Source organism: Marmoricola sp. URHA0025 HA25 (genome assembly GCF_054059435.1).
Genome location: NZ_JBSSCD010000001.1, coordinates 2,370,911 through 2,389,323, shown reverse-complemented (window position 1 = coordinate 2,389,323; position 18,413 = coordinate 2,370,911). Strand labels below are relative to the sequence as shown.

Annotated in this window: 17 protein-coding genes; 13 read left to right on the top strand and 4 right to left on the bottom strand. The window is 70.9% G+C overall.

Going from position 1 to position 18,413, the window contains the following annotated elements; all coding sequences use genetic code 11:
- The first annotated feature begins 11 nt into the window (after nt 1-11).
- The 4 genes from ACVW00_RS11770 to ACVW00_RS11755 all read left to right on the top strand — a co-directional run bounded on the left by ACVW00_RS11770 (nt 12) and on the right by ACVW00_RS11755 (nt 5,053).
- Nucleotides 12-2,819, top strand: coding sequence for an aconitate hydratase (locus ACVW00_RS11770; protein WP_457111083.1), 2,808 nt, complete (start codon nt 12-14; stop codon nt 2,817-2,819).
- Between the two features lie 104 nt (nt 2,820-2,923).
- Entirely contained in the window at nt 2,924-4,264 is a 1,341-nt protein-coding gene (locus ACVW00_RS11765; protein ID WP_457111082.1) for a hypothetical protein, read from the top strand.
- Nucleotides 4,257-4,751, top strand: a complete 495-nt coding sequence (locus ACVW00_RS11760; RefSeq protein WP_457111081.1) for a SigE family RNA polymerase sigma factor — start codon at nt 4,257-4,259, stop codon at nt 4,749-4,751. The genes ACVW00_RS11765 and ACVW00_RS11760 overlap by 8 nt, the downstream gene beginning before the upstream one ends.
- Nucleotides 4,748-5,053 (top strand): thiamine-binding protein, encoded by a 306-nt coding sequence (locus tag ACVW00_RS11755; protein ID WP_457111080.1) that lies wholly within the window; start codon nt 4,748-4,750, stop codon nt 5,051-5,053. The genes ACVW00_RS11760 and ACVW00_RS11755 overlap by 4 nt, the downstream gene beginning before the upstream one ends.
- Before the next feature lie 13 nt (nt 5,054-5,066).
- On the opposite strand, the gene ACVW00_RS11750 is transcribed toward ACVW00_RS11755, so the two are convergent.
- Nucleotides 5,067-5,480 (bottom strand): SsgA family sporulation/cell division regulator, encoded by a 414-nt coding sequence (locus ACVW00_RS11750; protein WP_457111079.1) that lies wholly within the window; start codon nt 5,478-5,480, stop codon nt 5,067-5,069.
- Between the two features lie 148 nt (nt 5,481-5,628).
- Nucleotides 5,629-6,702, bottom strand: coding sequence for an oxygenase MpaB family protein (locus tag ACVW00_RS11745; RefSeq protein WP_457111078.1), 1,074 nt, complete (start codon nt 6,700-6,702; stop codon nt 5,629-5,631).
- A gap of 51 nt (nt 6,703-6,753) precedes the next feature.
- On the opposite strand from ACVW00_RS11745, the gene ACVW00_RS11740 reads away from it, so the two are divergent.
- The 8 genes from ACVW00_RS11740 to ACVW00_RS11705 all read left to right on the top strand — a co-directional run bounded on the left by ACVW00_RS11740 (nt 6,754) and on the right by ACVW00_RS11705 (nt 14,364).
- Nucleotides 6,754-7,377, top strand: a complete 624-nt coding sequence (locus ACVW00_RS11740) for a TetR/AcrR family transcriptional regulator (protein ID WP_457111077.1) — start codon at nt 6,754-6,756, stop codon at nt 7,375-7,377.
- 40 nt (nt 7,378-7,417) lie between these two features.
- Complete coding sequence (locus ACVW00_RS11735; protein ID WP_457111076.1) at nt 7,418-7,840, top strand: hypothetical protein; 423 nt, start codon at nt 7,418-7,420, stop codon at nt 7,838-7,840.
- A gap of 24 nt (nt 7,841-7,864) precedes the next feature.
- Nucleotides 7,865-8,302 carry an NUDIX domain-containing protein gene (locus ACVW00_RS11730; protein ID WP_457111075.1) on the top strand — a complete coding sequence of 146 codons (438 nt, stop codon included), beginning with the start codon at nt 7,865-7,867 and terminating at the stop codon, nt 8,300-8,302.
- On the top strand, nt 8,299-9,240 hold the full coding sequence (locus ACVW00_RS11725; RefSeq protein WP_457111074.1) for an SMP-30/gluconolactonase/LRE family protein: 942 nt from the start codon (nt 8,299-8,301) through the stop codon (nt 9,238-9,240). Before ACVW00_RS11730 ends, ACVW00_RS11725 begins: the two co-directional genes overlap by 4 nt.
- A 54-nt stretch (nt 9,241-9,294) precedes the next feature.
- Entirely contained in the window at nt 9,295-11,193 is a 1,899-nt protein-coding gene (dxs, locus tag ACVW00_RS11720) for a 1-deoxy-D-xylulose-5-phosphate synthase (protein ID WP_457111073.1), read from the top strand.
- A 6-nt stretch (nt 11,194-11,199) separates the two neighbouring features.
- The gene (locus ACVW00_RS11715) at nt 11,200-12,474 is read left to right on the top strand and encodes a hypothetical protein (RefSeq protein ID WP_457111072.1); all 1,275 of its coding nucleotides are present in this window, start codon (nt 11,200-11,202) and stop codon (nt 12,472-12,474) included.
- A 94-nt stretch (nt 12,475-12,568) separates the two neighbouring features.
- Nucleotides 12,569-13,501 (top strand): proteasome assembly chaperone family protein, encoded by a 933-nt coding sequence (locus ACVW00_RS11710; protein WP_457111071.1) that lies wholly within the window; start codon nt 12,569-12,571, stop codon nt 13,499-13,501.
- Nucleotides 13,501-14,364: an acyl-CoA thioesterase gene (locus ACVW00_RS11705; protein ID WP_457111070.1), complete on the top strand. Its 864-nt coding sequence runs from the start codon at nt 13,501-13,503 to the stop codon at nt 14,362-14,364. Before ACVW00_RS11710 ends, ACVW00_RS11705 begins: the two co-directional genes overlap by 1 nt.
- A 248-nt stretch (nt 14,365-14,612) precedes the next feature.
- Here the strand turns inward: ACVW00_RS11705 and ACVW00_RS11700 are convergent, their stop codons facing one another.
- Nucleotides 14,613-15,506 carry a MaoC family dehydratase gene (locus ACVW00_RS11700; RefSeq protein WP_457111069.1) on the bottom strand — a complete coding sequence of 298 codons (894 nt, stop codon included), beginning with the start codon at nt 15,504-15,506 and terminating at the stop codon, nt 14,613-14,615.
- A gap of 1 nt (nt 15,507) precedes the next feature.
- Nucleotides 15,508-16,845 carry a 3-oxoacyl-ACP reductase gene (locus ACVW00_RS11695; protein ID WP_457111068.1) on the bottom strand — a complete coding sequence of 446 codons (1,338 nt, stop codon included), beginning with the start codon at nt 16,843-16,845 and terminating at the stop codon, nt 15,508-15,510.
- Between the two features lie 225 nt (nt 16,846-17,070).
- On the opposite strand from ACVW00_RS11695, the gene ACVW00_RS11690 reads away from it, so the two are divergent.
- The gene (locus ACVW00_RS11690; RefSeq protein WP_457111067.1) at nt 17,071-18,351 is read left to right on the top strand and encodes an acetyl-CoA C-acetyltransferase; all 1,281 of its coding nucleotides are present in this window, start codon (nt 17,071-17,073) and stop codon (nt 18,349-18,351) included.
- Nucleotides 18,352-18,413: the final 62 nt, after the last annotated feature.

Genomic DNA, 18,413 nt, shown 5'->3' with positions numbered 1-18,413 from the left:
GAGAGACGTCGATGGCCAGCGCGGGAACCAGCAAGGACAGCTTCGGTGCGAAGGACACGCTGGAGGTCGGCGGGAGCTCCTACGAGATCTACCGGCTCGACGCGGTCAGCGGGGAGGGTCTCGACGTCGCGTCGCTCCCCTTCTCCCTGAAGGTGCTGCTCGAGAACCTCCTGCGCACCGAGGACGGCGCCGACATCACCGCCGACGACATCCGTGCGCTCGCCGGCTGGGACGAGACCGCCCAGCCCGACAAGGAGATCCAGTTCACGCCGGCCCGCGTGATCATGCAGGACTTCACCGGCGTCCCGTGCGTGGTCGACCTGGCCACCATGCGCGAGGCGATGGCCGAGCTCGGCGGCGACGCCACGAGGATCAACCCGCTGGCCCCGGCCGAGATGGTGATCGACCACTCCGTGATCGCCGACGTCTTCGGCACCCCCGAGTCCTTCGAGCGCAACGTCGAGATCGAGTACGAGCGCAACCGCGAGCGCTACCAGTTCCTGCGCTGGGGGCAGGGCGCCTTCGACGACTTCAAGGTCGTCCCGCCGGGCACCGGCATCGTCCACCAGGTCAACATCGAGCACCTCGCCCGAGTCGTGATGGTTCGCGACGGTGTGGCCTACCCGGACACCTGCGTCGGCACCGACTCCCACACCACTATGGTCAACGGCATCGGTGTCGTCGGCTGGGGTGTGGGCGGCATCGAGGCCGAGGCCGCGATGCTCGGCCAGCCCGTCTCGATGCTGATCCCGCGCGTCGTGGGCTTCAAGCTGTCCGGCGAGCTCCCGGCCGGATCGACGGCGACCGACCTGGTCCTCACGATCACCGAGATGCTGCGCAAGCACGGCGTGGTGGGCAAGTTCGTCGAGTTCTACGGCGACGGGGTCTCGGCGCTGCCCCTCGCGAACCGGGCCACGATCGGCAACATGAGCCCGGAGTTCGGCTCCACGATCGCGGTCTTCCCGGTCGACGAGGAGACGGTGAAGTACCTGCGACTGACCGGCCGCTCCGAGGAGCAGCTCGCCCTCGTCGAGGCCTACGCCAAGGAGCAGGGCCTCTGGCACGACCCGGCGGCGGAGCCCCGATTCTCCGAGCGGCTCGAGCTCGACCTCGGGACCGTCGTCCCCTCGATCGCCGGTCCGAAGCGTCCGCAGGACCGGATCCAGGTGACCGACGCCAAGCAGTCCTTCCGCGGCGCGCTCGCCGACTACGTCGCGCCCGCCGAGGGCGGCGACGAGCAGGGGTACGACGAGTCGGTCGCCGAGTCCTTCCCGGCCTCCGACCCGCCGTCCAACGGCCACGGCGAGACGGCGCCGGACAACCACCTGTCGGCGGCGCCGAAGGACGGTGGCCGTCCCAGCGACCCGGTGGAGGTGACCCTCGCCGACGGCACGAGGTTCACCCTCGACCACGGCGCGGTGACCATCGCGGCGATCACGTCCTGCACCAACACGTCGAACCCGTCGGTGATGATCGGCGCCGCCCTGCTGGCGAAGAAGGCGGTCGAGAAGGGCCTGCAGCGCAAGCCCTGGGTCAAGACGACGCTGGCCCCCGGCTCGAAGGTGGTCTCCGACTACTACGAGCGGGCCGGCCTGACGCCGTACCTGGACAAGCTCGGCTTCAACCTCGTCGGCTACGGCTGCACGACGTGCATCGGCAACTCCGGCCCGCTGATCCCGGAGGTGTCCGCGGCCGTGAACGAGAAGGACCTCGCGGTCGTCTCGGTGCTCTCCGGCAACCGCAACTTCGAGGGCCGGATCAACCCGGACATCAAGATGAACTACCTGGCGTCGCCGCCGCTCGTCGTCGCCTATGCGCTGGCCGGGTCGATGGACGTCGACATCTACACCGACCCGCTCGGCCAGGACTCCGAGGGCAACGACGTGTTCCTCGAGGACATCTGGCCGTCGCCGGCGGAGGTCGAGGAGACCATCGCCAGTGCGATCACGGCGGAGATGTTCACGAACGACTACGCCGACGTGTTCGCCGGCGACGAGCGCTGGCAGTCGCTGCCGACGCCGGAGGGCAACACCTTCGCCTGGGACCCCGACTCGACCTACGTGCGCCGGGCGCCCTACTTCGACGGCATGCCCGACGAGCCCACGCCGGTCACCGACATCGACGGTGCACGGGTGCTGCTCAAGCTCGGCGACTCGGTGACCACCGACCACATCTCGCCGGCCGGCGCGATCAAGAAGGACTCGCCCGCGGGCAGGTACCTCTCCGAGCACGGCGTCGAGCAGCGTGACTTCAACTCCTACGGCTCACGTCGCGGCAACCACGAGGTGATGATCCGGGGCACCTTCGCCAACATCCGGCTGCGCAACCAGCTGGCGCCGGGCACCGAGGGCGGAGTCACGCGCGACTTCACCAAGGGTGGAGAGGTGACCTCGGTCTTCGAGGCCTCGGAGCACTACGTGGCCGACGGCACTCCGCTCGTGGTGCTCGCCGGCAAGGAGTACGGCTCCGGCTCGTCGCGCGACTGGGCAGCGAAGGGCACCGCGCTGCTCGGCGTGAAGGCCGTGATCGCGGAGTCCTACGAGCGCATCCACCGCTCCAACCTGATCGGCATGGGCGTGCTGCCGCTGCAGTTCCCGGAGGGCCAGACCGCGGAGTCGCTCGGGCTCACCGGTGAGGAGACCTTCGCCATCACCGGCGTGACCGCGCTCAATGACGGCACGACCCCGAAGACGGTCAAGGTCAGGGCCGACGGTGTCGAGTTCGACGCGGTCGTCCGGATCGACACCCCGGGCGAGGCGAACTACTACCGCAACGGCGGCATCATGCAGTACGTGCTGCGCAACCTCCGCCGGAGCTGATCGCCGGAAAGCCTGCCCGGGAGCTTTTCCGCGACCTCCCCACCTTTCGGCCCTGTTCGTGCGTGTCACGGACAGGGCCGAAGTCTTCTGGGAAGGTGGCCGCGATGAGCGAGCTCGGTGGGGCGCTGCGGGAGCTGGCGCGCGAGGCGGTGCCGACGGCACACGACGACGCACGGGAGCTCTGGGCCCGCGGGCGGAGGCGAGTCGGCCGTCGGCGGGTGGTCGTCGTCTCGGTCGGCCTGCTCCTGGCCGTGGTCGCGGGCTGGGTGGCGCTGGCCGCTCCGTCCCGGACGGTGGTCATGCCTGCGGGCGATCCCCATCCTCCCGCTGTCCCCGAGAACATCTACTCCCCCGACCCGCGCCTGGCCGGCACGGCACAGGACGGACCGCTCGGGCGTCTGGCAGTGCTCGGTGGCGGCGAGCGCGACTTCGGTGACTTCACGTTCTCGAACGCCGTGTTCGGGATCTCCGCGACCACAGGCGCCTACCGGTTCCTGGACCTGCCCGGCCAGGTCCTGGGGACCCCGGTCGCCCTGTCACCGGACGGTCGGCGGGTGGCCTACTGGACCTCGGGACCCACGACCGGAACGGCGTACGACGACGAGACCCCCCGCGGCACGCCGCGCCACGTCGGCGGCTTCGCGATCTACGACACCGAGGACGGCTCGGTCGCCCGCGCGCCCTTCGTGAGCGAGCACGGCCTCAGCGAGCAGGTGCCGTTCTGGGTCGACTCGAGCACGGTCGCCTTCGAGGTGTGGTGGAAGACCACCCGGACGGCAGCGCGAAAGGTGCACACCTACTTCTGGGCGGGCTCGGCAGCGCCGGTCGTCACCACGAGCGACGTACCCGACATCTCGTCGTTGCAGCGCAGTCGCGACGGGTCGCTGCTCACCCCGGTCCGCTCGGGCGGCTACGACGGACTGGTCGTCGCATCGGGAGGGTTCGTCCACCGACCCGGCGACCGGGTGCGGTTCGCCAGCGAGTCACCCCAGGCGAGCTTCGACGCCGTGTCCCGGTCCGGCGACCTGGTGGCGGTCGTTCCGGCAGACACCGAGAAGGTGTATCGACCCCTCGATGCGGGGCGCGCGCAGTCCGACGGCACGGTCCCCGCGCTGCGTCGCGTCGGAGAGCTGCAGTACGTCGAGATCCTGGGCTGGCGCGACGCCCGGACCGTCCTGGCGACCGGGAGCGAGTCGAGCGCGAGCGCCTCGCTCTTCACCGCAGACCTGCAGTCGGGCGACCTCCGCGAGATCGGCAAGGTCGACCCGGAGCTGGTCGCATCCGACAACCAGCTGTCCGTCGCGACCGACCTCGTCGCCGAGCCGCTGGTCCACGGCCGGCGACCGCCTGTCCCGCCTGACCGGGCGTGGATCGGGATCGCCACCCTCGTCGGAGCCGGCGGCATCCTCGTGGCGCTGTTGCTGTGGCGGAGACGACGTGGGTAGCCGCCACGACGCCGAGCGCACGTCGTTCGAGAAGTACGTCGCCGAGCGACGCCCGGCCCTCGTGCGCACGGCGTACCTGCTCTGCGGCGACGTCCACCTCGCCGAGGACCTGGTCCAGAGCGCGCTGGTCAAGGCGGTGGCGCACTGGCGGCGGATCGGGGACCACCCCGAGCCGTGGCTGCGCAAGGTCATCGTCAACGACCACATCAGCAGGTGGCGTCGCCACAAGGGCCGCGAGCAGCTGACCGACAGGGTGCCGGAGACCCAGGCGCCCTCCGGAGGTCACGACCTCGACCTGGCCGCGGCCCTGGCGCGGCTGGCACCACGGCAGCGCGCAGTGATCGTGCTGCGCTACTACGAGGACCTCACCGAGCGGGAGACCGCGCAGGTGCTCGGCATCAGCGTGGGGACGGTGAAGTCCCAGCACCGCGATGCGTTGGGGCGCCTCCGTGGCCTGGTGCCCTCGCTGGCTAGCGTGGCCCCATGATCGTGGCCATCAGCATCAGCCCGTCGGGCGCGGACGAGACCGGGGGAGTCAGCGAGGCGGTCGCGGACGCCGTACAGGTCATTCGCGATTCCGGCCTCCCCAACGAGACCAATTCGATGTTCACCAACATCGAGGGCGACTGGGACGAGGTGATGGCCGTGGTGAAGCAGGCGGTCTTCCGGGTCGCGGAGAGCTCACCGCGGGTCGGGCTGGTGCTCAAGGCGGACATCCGCCGCGGCTTCGACAGCGGACAGCTGGCCGCGAAGGTCGCGCGCGTGGAGGAGCACCTGGCGGAGCGGTAGCGACCGGTCGGGCTCAGTCGGCGAGCAGCTTCTCGAGCCATGCATCGACGTCGACCTTCTCGCCACCGAGGGGCACTGCGTCGATCGAGGAGTACACGAAGTCGTGGACGGCGCGCGTCGGGAACTGCAGCAGGGTCTCGCCGGCGGGAGAGGACAGCTCCACGATCACCACGGCGTCGCCGCAGGCGCTGAGGCACGGCCAGACGTGCACGTCGCCGTCGCCGACCGGCTCGTACTGACCCTCGACGAGGAGCTCCCGGCTGAAGGTCCAGTGCACCGGGCCGGACAGGGTCTGGATGACCAGGGTCACCGCGCAGGCGTCGGTGGGGTCGTAGACGAACTCGGCGACGAGCGCGTGGTCCTGCTCGGCCGTGGCCGTGGCGATCTGGACCGCCATCGTCGAGGTCGTGGTCAGCTTGCTGTCCATCGGGGTTCCCTGTCGCTGGGCCCTGGAGGGCCGTTCGCCAGAGGAACGGAGCGCGGCCGGGTTCATGACACGAAAACGGGGGACTGGTCCAGTAATTTCGCGTCGGTGGTCCAGTTTTCCGGCCGAATGGGGCATTTCGGCAGCGCGCTCAGGCGCCGATCGCTCCGAGGATGGGCTCGGACTCCACGATGCCCTCGTCGCTGGGCGGTCCGCCCTCGCCGAAGACCTTCGCGGCCTGTCGCGCCCGCAGGTCGAGGTGCGCGTCCGCCGGCCTGGCGTAGCCGTACAGCGCGCGTGCCTCCGCGGGCGTCCGGACGACCGGATGGACCGGCGTGACCTCGAAGAGCACCGGGGCGACCACGTCGCGCGTCATCGGCGAGAGGAAGGTGAGCATGGCGAGCTTGAGCCTGCTGTTCTGGTTGGCCACCGCGAACGCCACCCGCATCACCGGCCGGACGGCCAGGTCGACCGCACGGGACTGCCGCAGACCGGCCAGGTCGCGCATCCAGCGGGGCATCGTCGCGATGGTCGCCGCCCGCAGCGCTCGGGTCGTCACCCACGTGATCGGTGCGAGCGCACGTGGGGCCGGCGGCAGCATCACGTCCGCGCGGAGGAGGTGGTCCATAGCGTTCCGGGCGAGGTCCGAGCCGAGCAGCTGGGGCCGCACCCGCGCGTAGTAGGCGCGCAGCCCCTCGCGGGTGCGGGGAATGTCGTCGGGGGAGCAGGTCTGCAGCTCGGCGGCCACCCGGCACTCGGCCCAGTACTGCGCCTCGTCCTCGGCGGACAGCTTGCCGGGCCCGTACATCTCGTAGGCCTTGAGGATCGAGTGCCAGGCGGTGAGCTGGATCCAGAGCTGGGACGCCGGGTCGTTGGCGTCGTACCTCTTGCCGGTCACCGGGTCGGTGCCGATGCCCTTGCTGTGCACCTTGACCAGCACGTCGGCGGCTTGAGAGGTGCTCCGGCTGTCGCCGAATGCAACCAGCGCGAAGTAGCGAAGCGTGCGGTCATAACGGGTGCGTGGCCGGTCGAAGATCGCCTGCGTCTCGTCGACCGAGGCCACGAGCGCCGGGTCCAGCTCCTCGACCACGACCGCGCGCTGGAACCCGACGGTGAGCGAGGTCGGGTAGCTCCAGACCCTCCAGGTGACCGAGTCCGGACCGAAGAACCCGTAGTCCTCGTGGGGGGTGACGGCGGGTCGCGCGAGCAGCTTCCTGAGTGCCATGGCACCATTACTACACATGTGTAGCATTCGCGTCCAGAGCGGTCCCGCATCGTGACGACCACCGCACCCCGCAAGCGCCGCCCGTACGCCGCGCGCGTGCCCGCGGCGGTCCGTCGCGAGCAGCTCCTCGATGCGGCCCTGACCGTCATCGTCCGCGACGGCTACGACGCCGTGTCGGTGGACGCGATCGCGCGGGAGGCCGGCGTCACCCGGCCCGTGGTCTACGGCAGCTTCGACGGGCTCGCGCCCCTGCTCGGCGCACTCCTGGACCGCCAGCAGAAACGCGCCCTCCGCCAGCTCGCCGCTGCGATGCCGCGCGAGCCGGATCTGCTCGACCTGGAGGCGCTGGTCTCGGCAGCTGCCCGGCGGCTCATCGACCAGGTTCGCGAGGACCCGATGACCTGGCAGCCGATCCTGCTCGCGCCGCACAACGTGCCCGAGCAGGTGCGCCGGCGGATCGCCTCCGACCGCGACGCCGTGGTCCGGCAGCTGGCCGGCATGGTGGGGCTGGCGGTCGTGGCCCGCGGCGGACCTGCCCTCGACGCCGAGCTGCTCGCCCAGGCCGTCGTGGCGGTGATGGAGCACTTCGGCCGGCTCCTGCTCACCGAACCGGATCGCTACGACACCGACCGGCTGGTGGCCGCGGTGAGCGCGGTCGTGCGCACTCTCGGCTGACGAGCTTGCCGCTGTCGAACACACGTGCGAACATGACGGTATGTTCGTCTCTTGGCGCGAACCGGATCCGGTGCCGCGCACCGCGGCACCCGGGTCCGCGCCGGTCGCTCCGCCTGGCTGGCCCCCGACGGTCAGGCCGCCCGGCACACCTGACTGGGAGCGCACCGCGATCAACTGGCTGCTCGACACCTGCCCGCCGGAGTACCGCGCCTACCCGGGGCTGCGCCGCCACCCGGTCGTCCTCGCGAGGTTCGCGGTCCTGCACGTCGAGGCGGGCCAGGCGGCGGTCGAGCGTGGCCTCAGTGAGGCGCGAGGCGTCCTGCGCGACGTCGCGGGCCAGTCCGAGATCGCTGCCGCCCTGGAGATCTGGGAGCGGGAGGCGGCACGGCTCATCGGCGTACGCCGTGCCGTCGGTCTCATGGAGGAGGCCCTCCGGGGCCGCCGGTACGTCGCCCGGATGTGAGGTCCGCGTCACTAGGGTGAGCCCATGGATCCCGTCCCGATCGCCGTCGTGCTCCTCGTCGACCCCCGTGGCTGGGTGCTGCTGCAGGAACGGGACGCCGGGGCGCCGCGCGCGGCGAACCAGTGGGGCATGGTCGGCGGGCACGTCGAGGACGGCGAGGACTTCGAGCCGGCGGCCTACCGCGAGCTGGCCGAGGAGACCGGGTTGGTCCTGCCGCTCGGCAGCCTGCGACTGTGGCGCGACGAGGAGTTCACCTATCCCGACGGCCACCACGGCCGCTATCACGTGTACGCCGCGCCGGTGGAGGTCACCGACACGGACATCGTCGTCGGCGAGGGCCGGCAGATCGTCTTCGTCGACCCCGTCGACGTGCCGGCGCTCGACCTGGCGGCCTCGTGCCGGCACTTCGTGCCCGGCTTCCTGGCCTCCGACCTCTACCGCTCGCTGAGGAGGGCATCGTGAGCCAGACCGACGCGCGACCCGTCGTGGTCCACCCGGTGCCGGCGATGGGAGCCGAGGACGTCGTGGTCGCCGACAACGGGTTGATCTACACCGGCACGGAGGAGGGCAGCGTCTTCTCGGTGCGGCCCGACGGCAGCCGCGTCGAGCTCGTCGGGCACACCGGCGGGCGACCACTCGGCATCGAGCTGCTCCCCGACGGCCGGCTGCTCGTGGCCGACGCCCACCAGGGCCTGCTGGCGATGGAGACCGGCACCGGTGAGGTCGAGCGCCTGGTCGACACGGTCAACGGGCACCGGATGGTGTTCTGCAACAACGCGGCCGTCGCCCGCAGCGGCGACATCTGGTTCTCCGACAGCTCGACGCGCTACAGCATCGAGCGGTGGAAGGACGACTTCGTCCAGGACACCCGGACCGGCCGGCTCTTCTGCCGGCGCGCCGACGGCAGCGTGGAGAAGCACCTCGACGGCCTGGCGTTCGCGAACGGGGTCGCGCTGGCCGCCGACGAGTCGTTCGTGGCGGTGGCCGAGACCGGCGCCCGGACCGTCGTACGGGTGTGGCTGACCGGGGAGCGTGCCGGCGAGCGGGACTTCCTGTGCGAGGACCTGCCCGGCTACCCCGACAACATCTCGCGCGGCTCCGACGGCCTGATCTGGGTCACCATCGCCTCGCCGAAGGACCCGGTGGTCGAGGTGGTGCGGCGGCGGGCGCCGCTCGCGGTCCGCAAGGCCGTCACCCGGATCCCGGAGGCACTGCAGCCGAAGCCGAAGCGGACCGTCCGCGTGATGGCCTTCGACGACGCCGGCGAGGTGGTCCACGACATCACCGGCGACGCGTCCGGCTACCACATGGTCACCGGGGTGCGCGAGCACGGCGGCCGGCTCTGGCTGGGCAGCCTGCACGAGCCTGCCGTCGCGGTGATCGAGCTGGCCGGCCTATAGACTTCAACGGTTCCGCGCACGACGGGACGACGCGGGCGACGAGAGGCAGGGGGCATGGGCCAGCTGGAGGCGATCACCGGTCCCCAGGACCTGCGCCGGCTCGACGACCAGCAGCTCGTCGCGCTCGCCGCGGAGATCCGTGACGAGCTGGTCCGCACCTGCGCCCCGCGCGGTGGCCACCTCGGACCCAACCTCGGCGTGGTCGAGCTCACCCTCGCGCTCCACCGTGTGTTCGACTCCCCGCGCGACAAGATCGTCTTCGACACCGGCCACCAGGCCTACGTCCACAAGATGGTGACCGGCCGCGCGGGCCAGTTCGACACGCTGCGGACCGAGGGCGGCCTCTCCGGCTACCCCAGCCGCGCCGAGTCGCCGCACGACCTGGTCGAGAACTCCCACGCGTCCACCGCGCTCTCGTACGCCGACGGCCTCGCGAAGGCCTTCTCGATCCGCGGCGAGGACCGGCACGTGGTCGCCGTGATCGGCGACGGCGCCCTCACCGGTGGCATGGCCTGGGAGGCGCTGAACAACATCGCGGTCGGCGCGGACCGGCGGCTGGTGATGGTGGTCAACGACAACGGCCGGTCCTACATGCCGACCGTGGGCGGTCTCGCCAAGCACCTCACCGCGCTGCGCACCAATCCCCGCTACGAGCAGGTCCTCGACCAGCTCAAGCGCCGGCTCAACGGCGTGCGCGGTGTCGGGCCCGCGGTCTACGACGCACTCCACGCGATGAAGAAGGGCATGAAGGACGCGCTGGCGCCCCAGGGCCTCTTCGAGGACCTCGGCCTGAAGTACGTCGGCCCGATCGACGGGCACGACCGGGTCGCTGTCGAGCAGGCGCTCGCCCAGGCCAAGCGGTTCGGCGGGCCGGTGATCGTGCACGTGATCACCCAGAAGGGCTTCGGCTACGACCCGGCCGAGCGCCACGAGGTCGACCAGATGCACCAGATCGGCCCGATGGACGTCGAGACCGGCGAGGCGCGGCCGAAGGGGCGGATCTGGACGGACTTCTTCTCCGACGAGATCGTCGCCATCGGTGAGGAGCGCCAGGACATCGTCGCGATCACGGCCGCGATGCTCTACCCGGTCGGGCTCGACCGGTTCGCGGCGCGCTTCCCGGACCGCACCTTCGACGTCGGGATCGCCGAGCAGCACGCCGTGACCAGCGCCGCCGGCCTCGCGATGGGCGGGATGCACCCGGTCGTCGCGATCTACGCGACCTTCCTCAACCGCGCCTTCGACCAGGTGCTCATGGACGTGGCGCTGCACGGCTGCGGAGTGACCTTCGTGACCGACCGGGCCGGGGTCACCGGCGACGACGGCGCCAGCCACAACGGCATGTGGGACATGTCGATCTTCCAGGTCGTGCCGGGCCTGCGCCTGGCCGCACCGCGCGACGGCGCCCGGGTCCGAGAGCTTCTCCGCGAGGCGGTCGCGGTCGACGACGCCCCGACGATCGTCCGGCTGCCCAAGGGCGCGCCCCCCGCCGAGGACATCCCGGCGGTCGACCGCGCGGGCGGCTGCGACGTGCTCGTGCGCCAGGGCGCGCTCGACGTCCTGCTCGTCGCCCCGGGCGCCATGGCGGCCACCGCCGTCGAGGTCGCCGAGCGGCTGACCGACCAGGGCATCGGCGCCACCGTGGTCGACCCCCGCTGGGTCAAGCCGATCGACCCGGCGCTGGTGCCGCTGGCAGCCCGGCACCGGCTGGTGGTCACCGTCGAGGACAACGGCCGCATCGGTGGCTTCGGCGCCAACCTGCTGCAGGTGCTCAACGACGAGGGTGTGCGCACGCCGTTCCGGCTGCACGGCGTACCTCAGGAGTTCCTCGCCCACGCGAAGCGCGAGGCCATCCTGGAGCGGATCGGCCTCACCGCCCAGACGCTGGCCCGCCGGATCGTGGAGGACGTCACGGCGATCGACGCGGGTCACTCCCTGGTCGACATCGACTGACGCGCCATGCGCACCACTCGACCCGGCGGCCCCCTGGTCGCACTCTTCGCATTGCTCCTGCTCGTGGCCGGGCTCCTGGCCGGTTGCTCGTCGAGCGGCGACGCCAGCCTGCTCGGCGCCGGTGGTGCCGTCAGTCGGACCGAGGCCCAGCAGGTGCTCGACCAGCGCGCTGCCGCGGTCCGCGACGGCGACCTGCCCGGGTTCCTGAAGACCCTGGACACCGACGACAAGGAGCTGGTCCGGCGGCAGCGCAGATACTTCGCGAACCTCCGGCAGCTGCCGGTCGAGAAGTTCTCCTACCTCGTCCTGAAGTCCGACTGGCCCGCCGGACTCCGGCTGTCGAGCTGGGGCAACGACGTCGTGGTGCCGCAGGTGCGGCTGTCGATCCAGCTGCGGGACTTCGACGCCTTCCCGGTGCAGCGCGTGACCGGGTTCGCGCTGGCGCGCAGGCACGGCCAGGTGGTGGTCGTCTCCGAGCTCACCGGTGCCGGGAAGCCGTTCCCCGGCTCGAACCCAGCGCCCTGGGACCTCGTCCGCATCCATGTGCGCAGCGACTCCGAGACGCTGCAGCTCTACGACGACACGACCTGGGCGCGTGCGGACAGCGTCGGCGCGGAGCTGCGTTCCGATGTCGCGAGCATCCGCAGCGCCGTGCCGTTCGACTGGGACGGCCGCGCCGTCGTGTACGTCTTCGGACGTCAGGTGGTGCTGGACAGCTTCGAGGGAGTGCCCGGCGGCAACATCGCCCACCTCGGGGCGATGACGTTCCCGATGTACGCCGTACCGGGCCAGCCGGCGGTGGCCGGCATCCGGTTCACGCTGCTGCCGAGCTCGTTGCGGGCGGGCCCGGTGTTCCTCGGCCGGATCATCCGCCACGAGCTGACCCACGTCGCGCTGGGAGATCGCGACGACGGTGCGCCGGTGTGGTTCGCCGAGGGGATCGCGGAGTACATGGGAGCCCGCGACATCCCGCAGGACCAGCGCCGGATCGCCACTGTCGCCGTGGCGAAGGCGCGCGAAGGGGTGCGCGGGATGCCGGCCTCACGCGGGTTCAACGGCGAGGACCAGGCGTGGCACTACGCGCTGGCGTGGATGGCGTGCGACTACATCGCAGCCACCCAGGGCGAGGACCGTCTCTGGCAGCTGGTGGACGCCTTCCACAACGGTGGCAGCGGCACCCAGGACGCCGCGCAGGACGCGGTCCTGCAGAGCGTGATCGGTCTGGACGGCGTGCAGCTGGCAAGGCGTGCGGCCGAGCGGATCCTCAGGATCTACGGGTGATCGGCGACGAGCGAGGGCACCGGGGCATAGGACGCGCCGCTCGGGCGTTGTGCACCACTAGGCTGAACACGCAACCACCCGAACAGGAGCACTCGTGACGCAGGCACGCTTCGTGCACATCGTCGATGACGTCGCCGAGCTCGAGGGCCTGGCAGACGGCCCGGTGATGGTGACCGCGCTCGACGGGTTCCTCGACGCGGGCAGCGCCTCCGCGCTGGCGGTGGGCCATCTCCTGGAGTCCTCGGCCGGACGCGTCGTGGCCAGCTTCGAGGTCGACGAGTTCTACGACTACCGCGCACGACGTCCACCGATGTCGTTCGTGCGCGACCACTACAGCGACTACGAGGCCCCGCGCCTCGTCGTGCGCCTCATGCACGACGACCGGCGCGCGCCGTACCTGCTGCTCACCGGGCCCGAGCCCGACGTCCGCTGGGAGGCGTTCGCCGAGGCCGTTCGTGCCGTCGTCGAGAGCTTCGACGTGCGCCTCACCGTGTCGATGGGCTCGGTCCCGATGGCGGTGCCGCACACGCGGCCCGTCCAGGTCACCAACCACGCGACCGCCAAGCGGCTGGTCGTGACGGAGAACGTGTGGCGTGGCGAGATCCGGATCCCCTCGAGCGCCCAGTCCCTCCTCGAGCTGCGGCTGGGGGAGTGGGGACACGATGCCACCGGGTTCGTCGCGCACATCCCGCACTACGTCGCGCAGTTCGGATACCCGGAGGCCTCCGCCGCGATCCTGCGACAGGTCGGCGTCGTGACCGGGCTGGAGTGGGACATCTCTGCGCTCGAGGCCGCGGGCGCAGCCCGGCAGGCGGAGATCGCCGAGCAGGTGGCGGAGTCCGAAGAGGTCGGAGCCGTGGTCGCCGGGCTGGAGCAGCAGTACGACGCCTTCCACAGCGGTGGACCCAACCTGCTGGGCCAGGAGGACGGCTCGATGCCCGATGCGAGCGAGCTGCCGACGGGCGAGGAGCTCGGCGCGCAGTTCGAGCAGTTCCTCGCCGGGCTCGACCAGACCGAGGACGAGTAGTGCCGGCATCGGTCGACGAGCTCGTCGAGCTGCTGGACCTCGAGGAGATCGAGGACAACCTGTTCCGGGGCAAGCAGCCGGACACCGTCATGCAGCGGGTCTTCGGCGGGCAGGTCGCCGCCCATGCGCTCGTCGCCGCATCGCGGACGGTGCCGACGCAGTACGTCGTGCACTCGCTGCACTCCTACTTCCTGCGGCCCGGCGACACCGCCGTGCCGATCGTGTACGACGTGGAGGACGTCCGGGAAGGCCGCTCCTTCGCCACCCGTCGGGTCCTCGCCCGCCAGCACGGGCGGCCGATCTTCGCGATGACGCTGAACTTCCAGGTGCCCGAGGAAGGACTCGAGCATCAGGACACGATGCCCGAGGTGCCGCAGCCGGAGGACTGCCCGACGCTGAACGAGATCCTCGGCGGTCGCGAGGGCTCGGACGAGTCCGAGCGCTGGGCGCGCGAGTGGGCGGCGCTCGACGTGCGCTACGCAGGCAACTCGCGTCCCGGTGGGGAGCTCGACCCGAGCGGCCAGCCGGCGCGTGCCCGGCTCTGGATCCGCGCCGACGGCGACCTGCCGTCGGACCCGCTCCAGCACACCGCGGCGTTCACCTACGCGAGCGACATGACCCTTCTCGGCGCCTCACTCGTCCCGCACGGCATGTACATCGCCTCGCCCCGGATCCAGGCAGCATCGCTGGACCACTCGATCTGGTTCCACCGGCCCTTCCGGGCCGACCAGTGGTGGCTCTACGACCAGCACAGCCCGTCAGCCTCGGGTGGCCGCGGCCTGATCTTCGCCAGCGTCTTCACCCAGGACGGCCGGCTCGTGGCCAGCGTCGCCCAGGAGGGCCTGATCCGCGTCCGGTCCTGACCCCGAGAGGGCAGGAACGCAGCCCGCAGCAACGCCGAGCGGGCAATAACGCAGCCGGCAGCAACGCCTAGCGGGCGAAAACGCAGCCCCCCAGTGCGTCGAGCGGGAGAAAACGCTGCCTCACAGTGCATCGAGCGGGCAGAGATGCTGGTGACGGTGCAGCGTTTGTGCCCGTTCGGCGTACTCTCAGGGTGCGTTTGTGCCCGTTCGGCGTACTCCCGGGGTGCGCTTGTGCCCGCTCGGGGGTCCTAGCGGGTGCGGCCGACCAGGTGCGGCGCGCCCGTCCTCGGGTTGGTGAGCGAGAAGTCGACGCCCTGGTGGGCGCCGTCGTCGACGACGCGGGAGCCGAAGGCCACCGTGCCGGGCAGCACGATCGGCTTCTTGAACTCGACCTCGACCGTGACCTCGCCGGGCAGCCGGTTCGCGATCGCGGCGATGCAACGAGCCTTGCTCCACATGCCGTGCGCGATCTGGCGCTGGAAGCCGAACGCCTTCGCCGTGAGGGGGTAGAGGTGGATCGGGTTGTGGTCGCCGGAGACGGCGGCGTACCGGCGGCCGAGGTTGCCGGGCAGCCGCCACTCGACGCCGTTGCTCGGCACCACCTCGAGAGGTGCGCCCTCGGCCGTGGCGGCGTTGTCGCCCTTGCCGACGCGCAGGTACGTCGACGTCGACTCCCAGACGGTGTCATCGCCGCTGGTGATCGTGGTGACCAGGTCGAAGACCTTGCCCTTGGCGTGTCCACGCAGGTTGTTCGCGACAGCGGTCACGTCGAGCACCTCGGTCGGTGCGATCGGCCGGTGCTGGCTGATCGCGTTGCGCAGGTGCACTGTGCCGATGGCGGGGTAGGGGAACGAGCCGTCGGTCATGATCCCCATGTGCAGCGGGAACGCGAGCATGTGCGGGTAGGTGAGGGGGAGCGCCTGGCCACGGATCCCGCTCTGCGCGAAGCCGCAGACCTCCGCGTACGCCGCCGCGTGGGCCGGGTCGATCTCGACGCCGGGCCGCGTGAGCCGCAGGTCGGGCAGCTCGCCGCCGGTCTTGCGGATCCCCGGCAGCAGGTTCACGCCGGGCAGTGCCGGCAACGCGGCCCTGAGCATCGTCGGCAGGGCCGAAGGAGTTCCCTCGATCGTGCGCTCGACCATCTCAGGCGCCCAGCATCATCTGGCCGCACACGCGCACGACGTTGCCGTTCACCGCGGTCGAGCCGGGGCTGGCGTACCACGCGATCGTCTCCGCGACGTCGACCGGGAGACCACCCTGGGCCATCGCGTTCATCCGCTGGCCGACCTCGCGGGTCGCGAACGGCACCGCCGCGGTCATCTGAGTGACGATGAAGCCGGGCGCGACTGCGTTGATCGTGATGTCGTCCTTCAGCTCGCCGGCAAGTGCGTCGACGAACCCGATCACACCGGCCTTGGAGGCGGCGTAGTTCGTCTGGCCGACGTTGCCCGCGATGCCCGCGATCGACGAGACGCCGATGATCCTGCCGTTCTTGTTGACCAGGCCCTGGTCGAGCAGCTCGCGCGTGATCCGCTCGGGCGCGACCAGGTTGACCGAGATCACCGAGCTCCACCGGTCCTCGGCCATGTTGGCCAGCTTGCGGTCGCGCGTGATGCCGGCGTTGTGCACGACGATGTCCACGCCCCCGAACTTCTCCTTGACGTGGTGGGCGATCCGCTGCGGAGCGTCCTTGCCGGTGATGTCCAGCGTCAGCTGGTCGCCGTCCAGCTCCTGCATCAGGGTCACCAGCTCGCTCGCGGCCTGGGGTACGTCGATGCCGATCACCGTTGCGCCGTCGCGGTGCAGCACCCGCGCGATCTGCTCGCCGATGCCGCGCGAGGCGCCGGTGACGATCGCGACCTTGCCGTCCAGGGGCCGGGTCTGGTCGGCGACCTTCGCGGCCTTCTTCGTGCCGGTGAGGCCGAGGCGGGCCACCTGGCCGGAGACGTAGGCCGACTTCGGGGAGAGGTAGAACGCCAGCGTCGACTCGATGGTGGACTCGGCACCCGGGGCGACGTACACGAGGTTGACGGTGCTGCCCTTGCCGATCTCCTTGCCGAGCGAGCGGGTGATGCCCTCGAGAGCACGCTGGGCGATGCGCTCCTCGGCGCCGGACGCCTGGCTCGGGTTGGTGCCGAGCACGAGGACGCGAGCACACGAGGTGAGGCTGCGCAGAAGCGGCGTGAGGAACTGCTGGACGGCGACCAGGCCTTCGGCGTCACTGATGCCGGTCGCGTCGAAGACGACGCCCTTGTACTTCTCGCCCTCGGCTGCGATGGCGGTGCTGGCGATCCCGAGGCTGTCCAGCGAGGCGGTGACGACCTCGACGAGCCGGCCCGAACCGCCCACGACGACGGTGCCGTCGACCAGCGGGGCACCCGCCGTGTAGCGCTCGAGCCGCACGGGGCTCGGCAGGCCGAGGTTCTTGACGAACAGCTGCCCGATGGGGCTGGCCGTGAAGGACTGGTAGCGGTCGGGCATCTCGTCGTTCCTCGTGTCTCGTCGGTTGCGGGGGCGTCGGCGCGGGGCCTCGCACCGGAAATGTAACTTCGAGTTTCACTTGGTGTCCAAGGAAGGTGATCTGGCCCTCACCTCGTTTGCTTTCCCGATGTTACGCGCCAGTATGGATCGGTACCGCAGTGCCGACTCCCGCCCCCTTCGGGCCGGTGGCCGACCACTCCCGATCCGATCCAGGAGACCCTCGCCATGCTGGAAAACACCCGTCGCGTCGCCGTCCTGGGCGGCAACCGGATCCCCTTCGCCCGCTCGAATACCGCCTACGCGAGCGCCTCCAACCAGGAGATGCTCACGGCCGCGATCGACGGCCTGGTGGCCCGGTTCGGGCTCGAGGGCGAGCAGATCGGCGAGGTCGTCGCGGGTGCGGTGCTCAAGCACGCGCGCGACTTCAACCTGACCCGCGAGGCCGTCCTCGGCTCCCGGCTGGCGCCGACCAGCGCGGCCTGCGACCTCCAGCAGGCCTGCGGCACCGGCCTGCAGGCGGCGATCTACGTCGCGAACAAGATCGCGACAGGTCACATCGAGGTCGGCATCGCCGGCGGCACCGACACCACCTCGGACGCGCCGGTCGCCATCTCGGACAAGCTGCGCAAGAAGCTGATGAAGGTCAATGCCGCGCGCGACACCGGCGGCAAGCTCAGGGCGCTCGGCAACATCCGGCCCGGGGACATCGGCCTGGAGATCCCGCAGAACGGCGAGCCGCGCACCGGCCTGTCGATGGGCGAGCACGCCGCGCTGACCGCGCTGGAGTGGCAGGTCTCCCGCGAGGAGCAGGACGAGCTCGCCGTGGCGTCGCACCACAACCTCGCGAAGTCCTACGACGAAGGCTGGCAGGACGACCTGGTGACCCCGTTCAACGGTGTGGACCGGGACAACAACCTGCGTCCCGACTCCTCGCTGGAGAAGCTCGCCACCCTCAAGCCGGTCTTCGGCAAGGGCGCGGCCGCGACCATGACGGCGGCGAACTCGACGCCGCTCACCGACGGCGCGTCCGTCGTGCTGCTCGCGTCCGAGGACTGGGCCCGAGCGAAGGGCCTGGAGCCGCTCGCGTTCTTCACCGAGTACGAGACCGCGGCCGTCGACTACGTGCACGGCGGCGAGGGCCTCCTCATGGCGCCGGCGTACGCCGTGCCGCGGATGCTCGAGCGGGCCGGCCTGACCCTCCAGGACTTCGACTTCTACGAGATCCACGAGGCCTTCGCCTCCCAGGTGCTCTCCACCCTGAAGTCGTGGGAGGACCCGGTGTTCTGCAAGGAGCGGCTCGGCCTCGACGCGCCGCTGGGATCGATCGACCGCACCAAGCTGAACGTCAAGGGCTCCTCGCTCGCCGCGGGTCACCCGTTCGCGGCGACCGGCGGCCGCATCGTGGCCAATGCGGCCAAGCTGCTCGCCGACAAGGGCGAGGGTCGTGCGCTGATCTCGATCTGCGCCGCCGGCGGCCAGGGCGTCGTCGCGATCCTCGAGCGCTGACTTCATGTCGAGGCGGCGCAGATGAAAGGAATTCCTTTCATCTGCGCCGCCTCGGCGCATTC

Excerpts from the sequence above, each read along its gene's own strand:
- ACVW00_RS11770 (WP_457111083.1), top strand. The coding sequence starts at position 12 with ATGGCCAGCGCGGGAACCAGCAAGGACAGCTTCGGTGCGAAGGACACG.
- ACVW00_RS11765 (WP_457111082.1), top strand. The coding sequence starts at position 2,924 with ATGAGCGAGCTCGGTGGGGCGCTGCGGGAGCTGGCGCGCGAGGCGGTG.
- ACVW00_RS11755 (WP_457111080.1), top strand. The coding sequence starts at position 4,748 with ATGATCGTGGCCATCAGCATCAGCCCGTCGGGCGCGGACGAGACCGGG.
- ACVW00_RS11750 (WP_457111079.1), bottom strand. The coding sequence starts at position 5,480 with ATGGACAGCAAGCTGACCACGACCTCGACGATGGCGGTCCAGATCGCC.
- ACVW00_RS11745 (WP_457111078.1), bottom strand. The coding sequence starts at position 6,702 with ATGGCACTCAGGAAGCTGCTCGCGCGACCCGCCGTCACCCCCCACGAG.
- ACVW00_RS11735 (WP_457111076.1), top strand. The coding sequence starts at position 7,418 with ATGTTCGTCTCTTGGCGCGAACCGGATCCGGTGCCGCGCACCGCGGCA.
- ACVW00_RS11730 (WP_457111075.1), top strand. The coding sequence starts at position 7,865 with ATGGATCCCGTCCCGATCGCCGTCGTGCTCCTCGTCGACCCCCGTGGC.
- dxs (WP_457111073.1), top strand. The coding sequence starts at position 9,295 with ATGGGCCAGCTGGAGGCGATCACCGGTCCCCAGGACCTGCGCCGGCTC.
- ACVW00_RS11715 (WP_457111072.1), top strand. The coding sequence starts at position 11,200 with ATGCGCACCACTCGACCCGGCGGCCCCCTGGTCGCACTCTTCGCATTG.
- ACVW00_RS11700 (WP_457111069.1), bottom strand. The coding sequence starts at position 15,506 with ATGGTCGAGCGCACGATCGAGGGAACTCCTTCGGCCCTGCCGACGATG.
- ACVW00_RS11695 (WP_457111068.1), bottom strand. The coding sequence starts at position 16,845 with ATGCCCGACCGCTACCAGTCCTTCACGGCCAGCCCCATCGGGCAGCTG.
- ACVW00_RS11690 (WP_457111067.1), top strand. The coding sequence starts at position 17,071 with ATGCTGGAAAACACCCGTCGCGTCGCCGTCCTGGGCGGCAACCGGATC.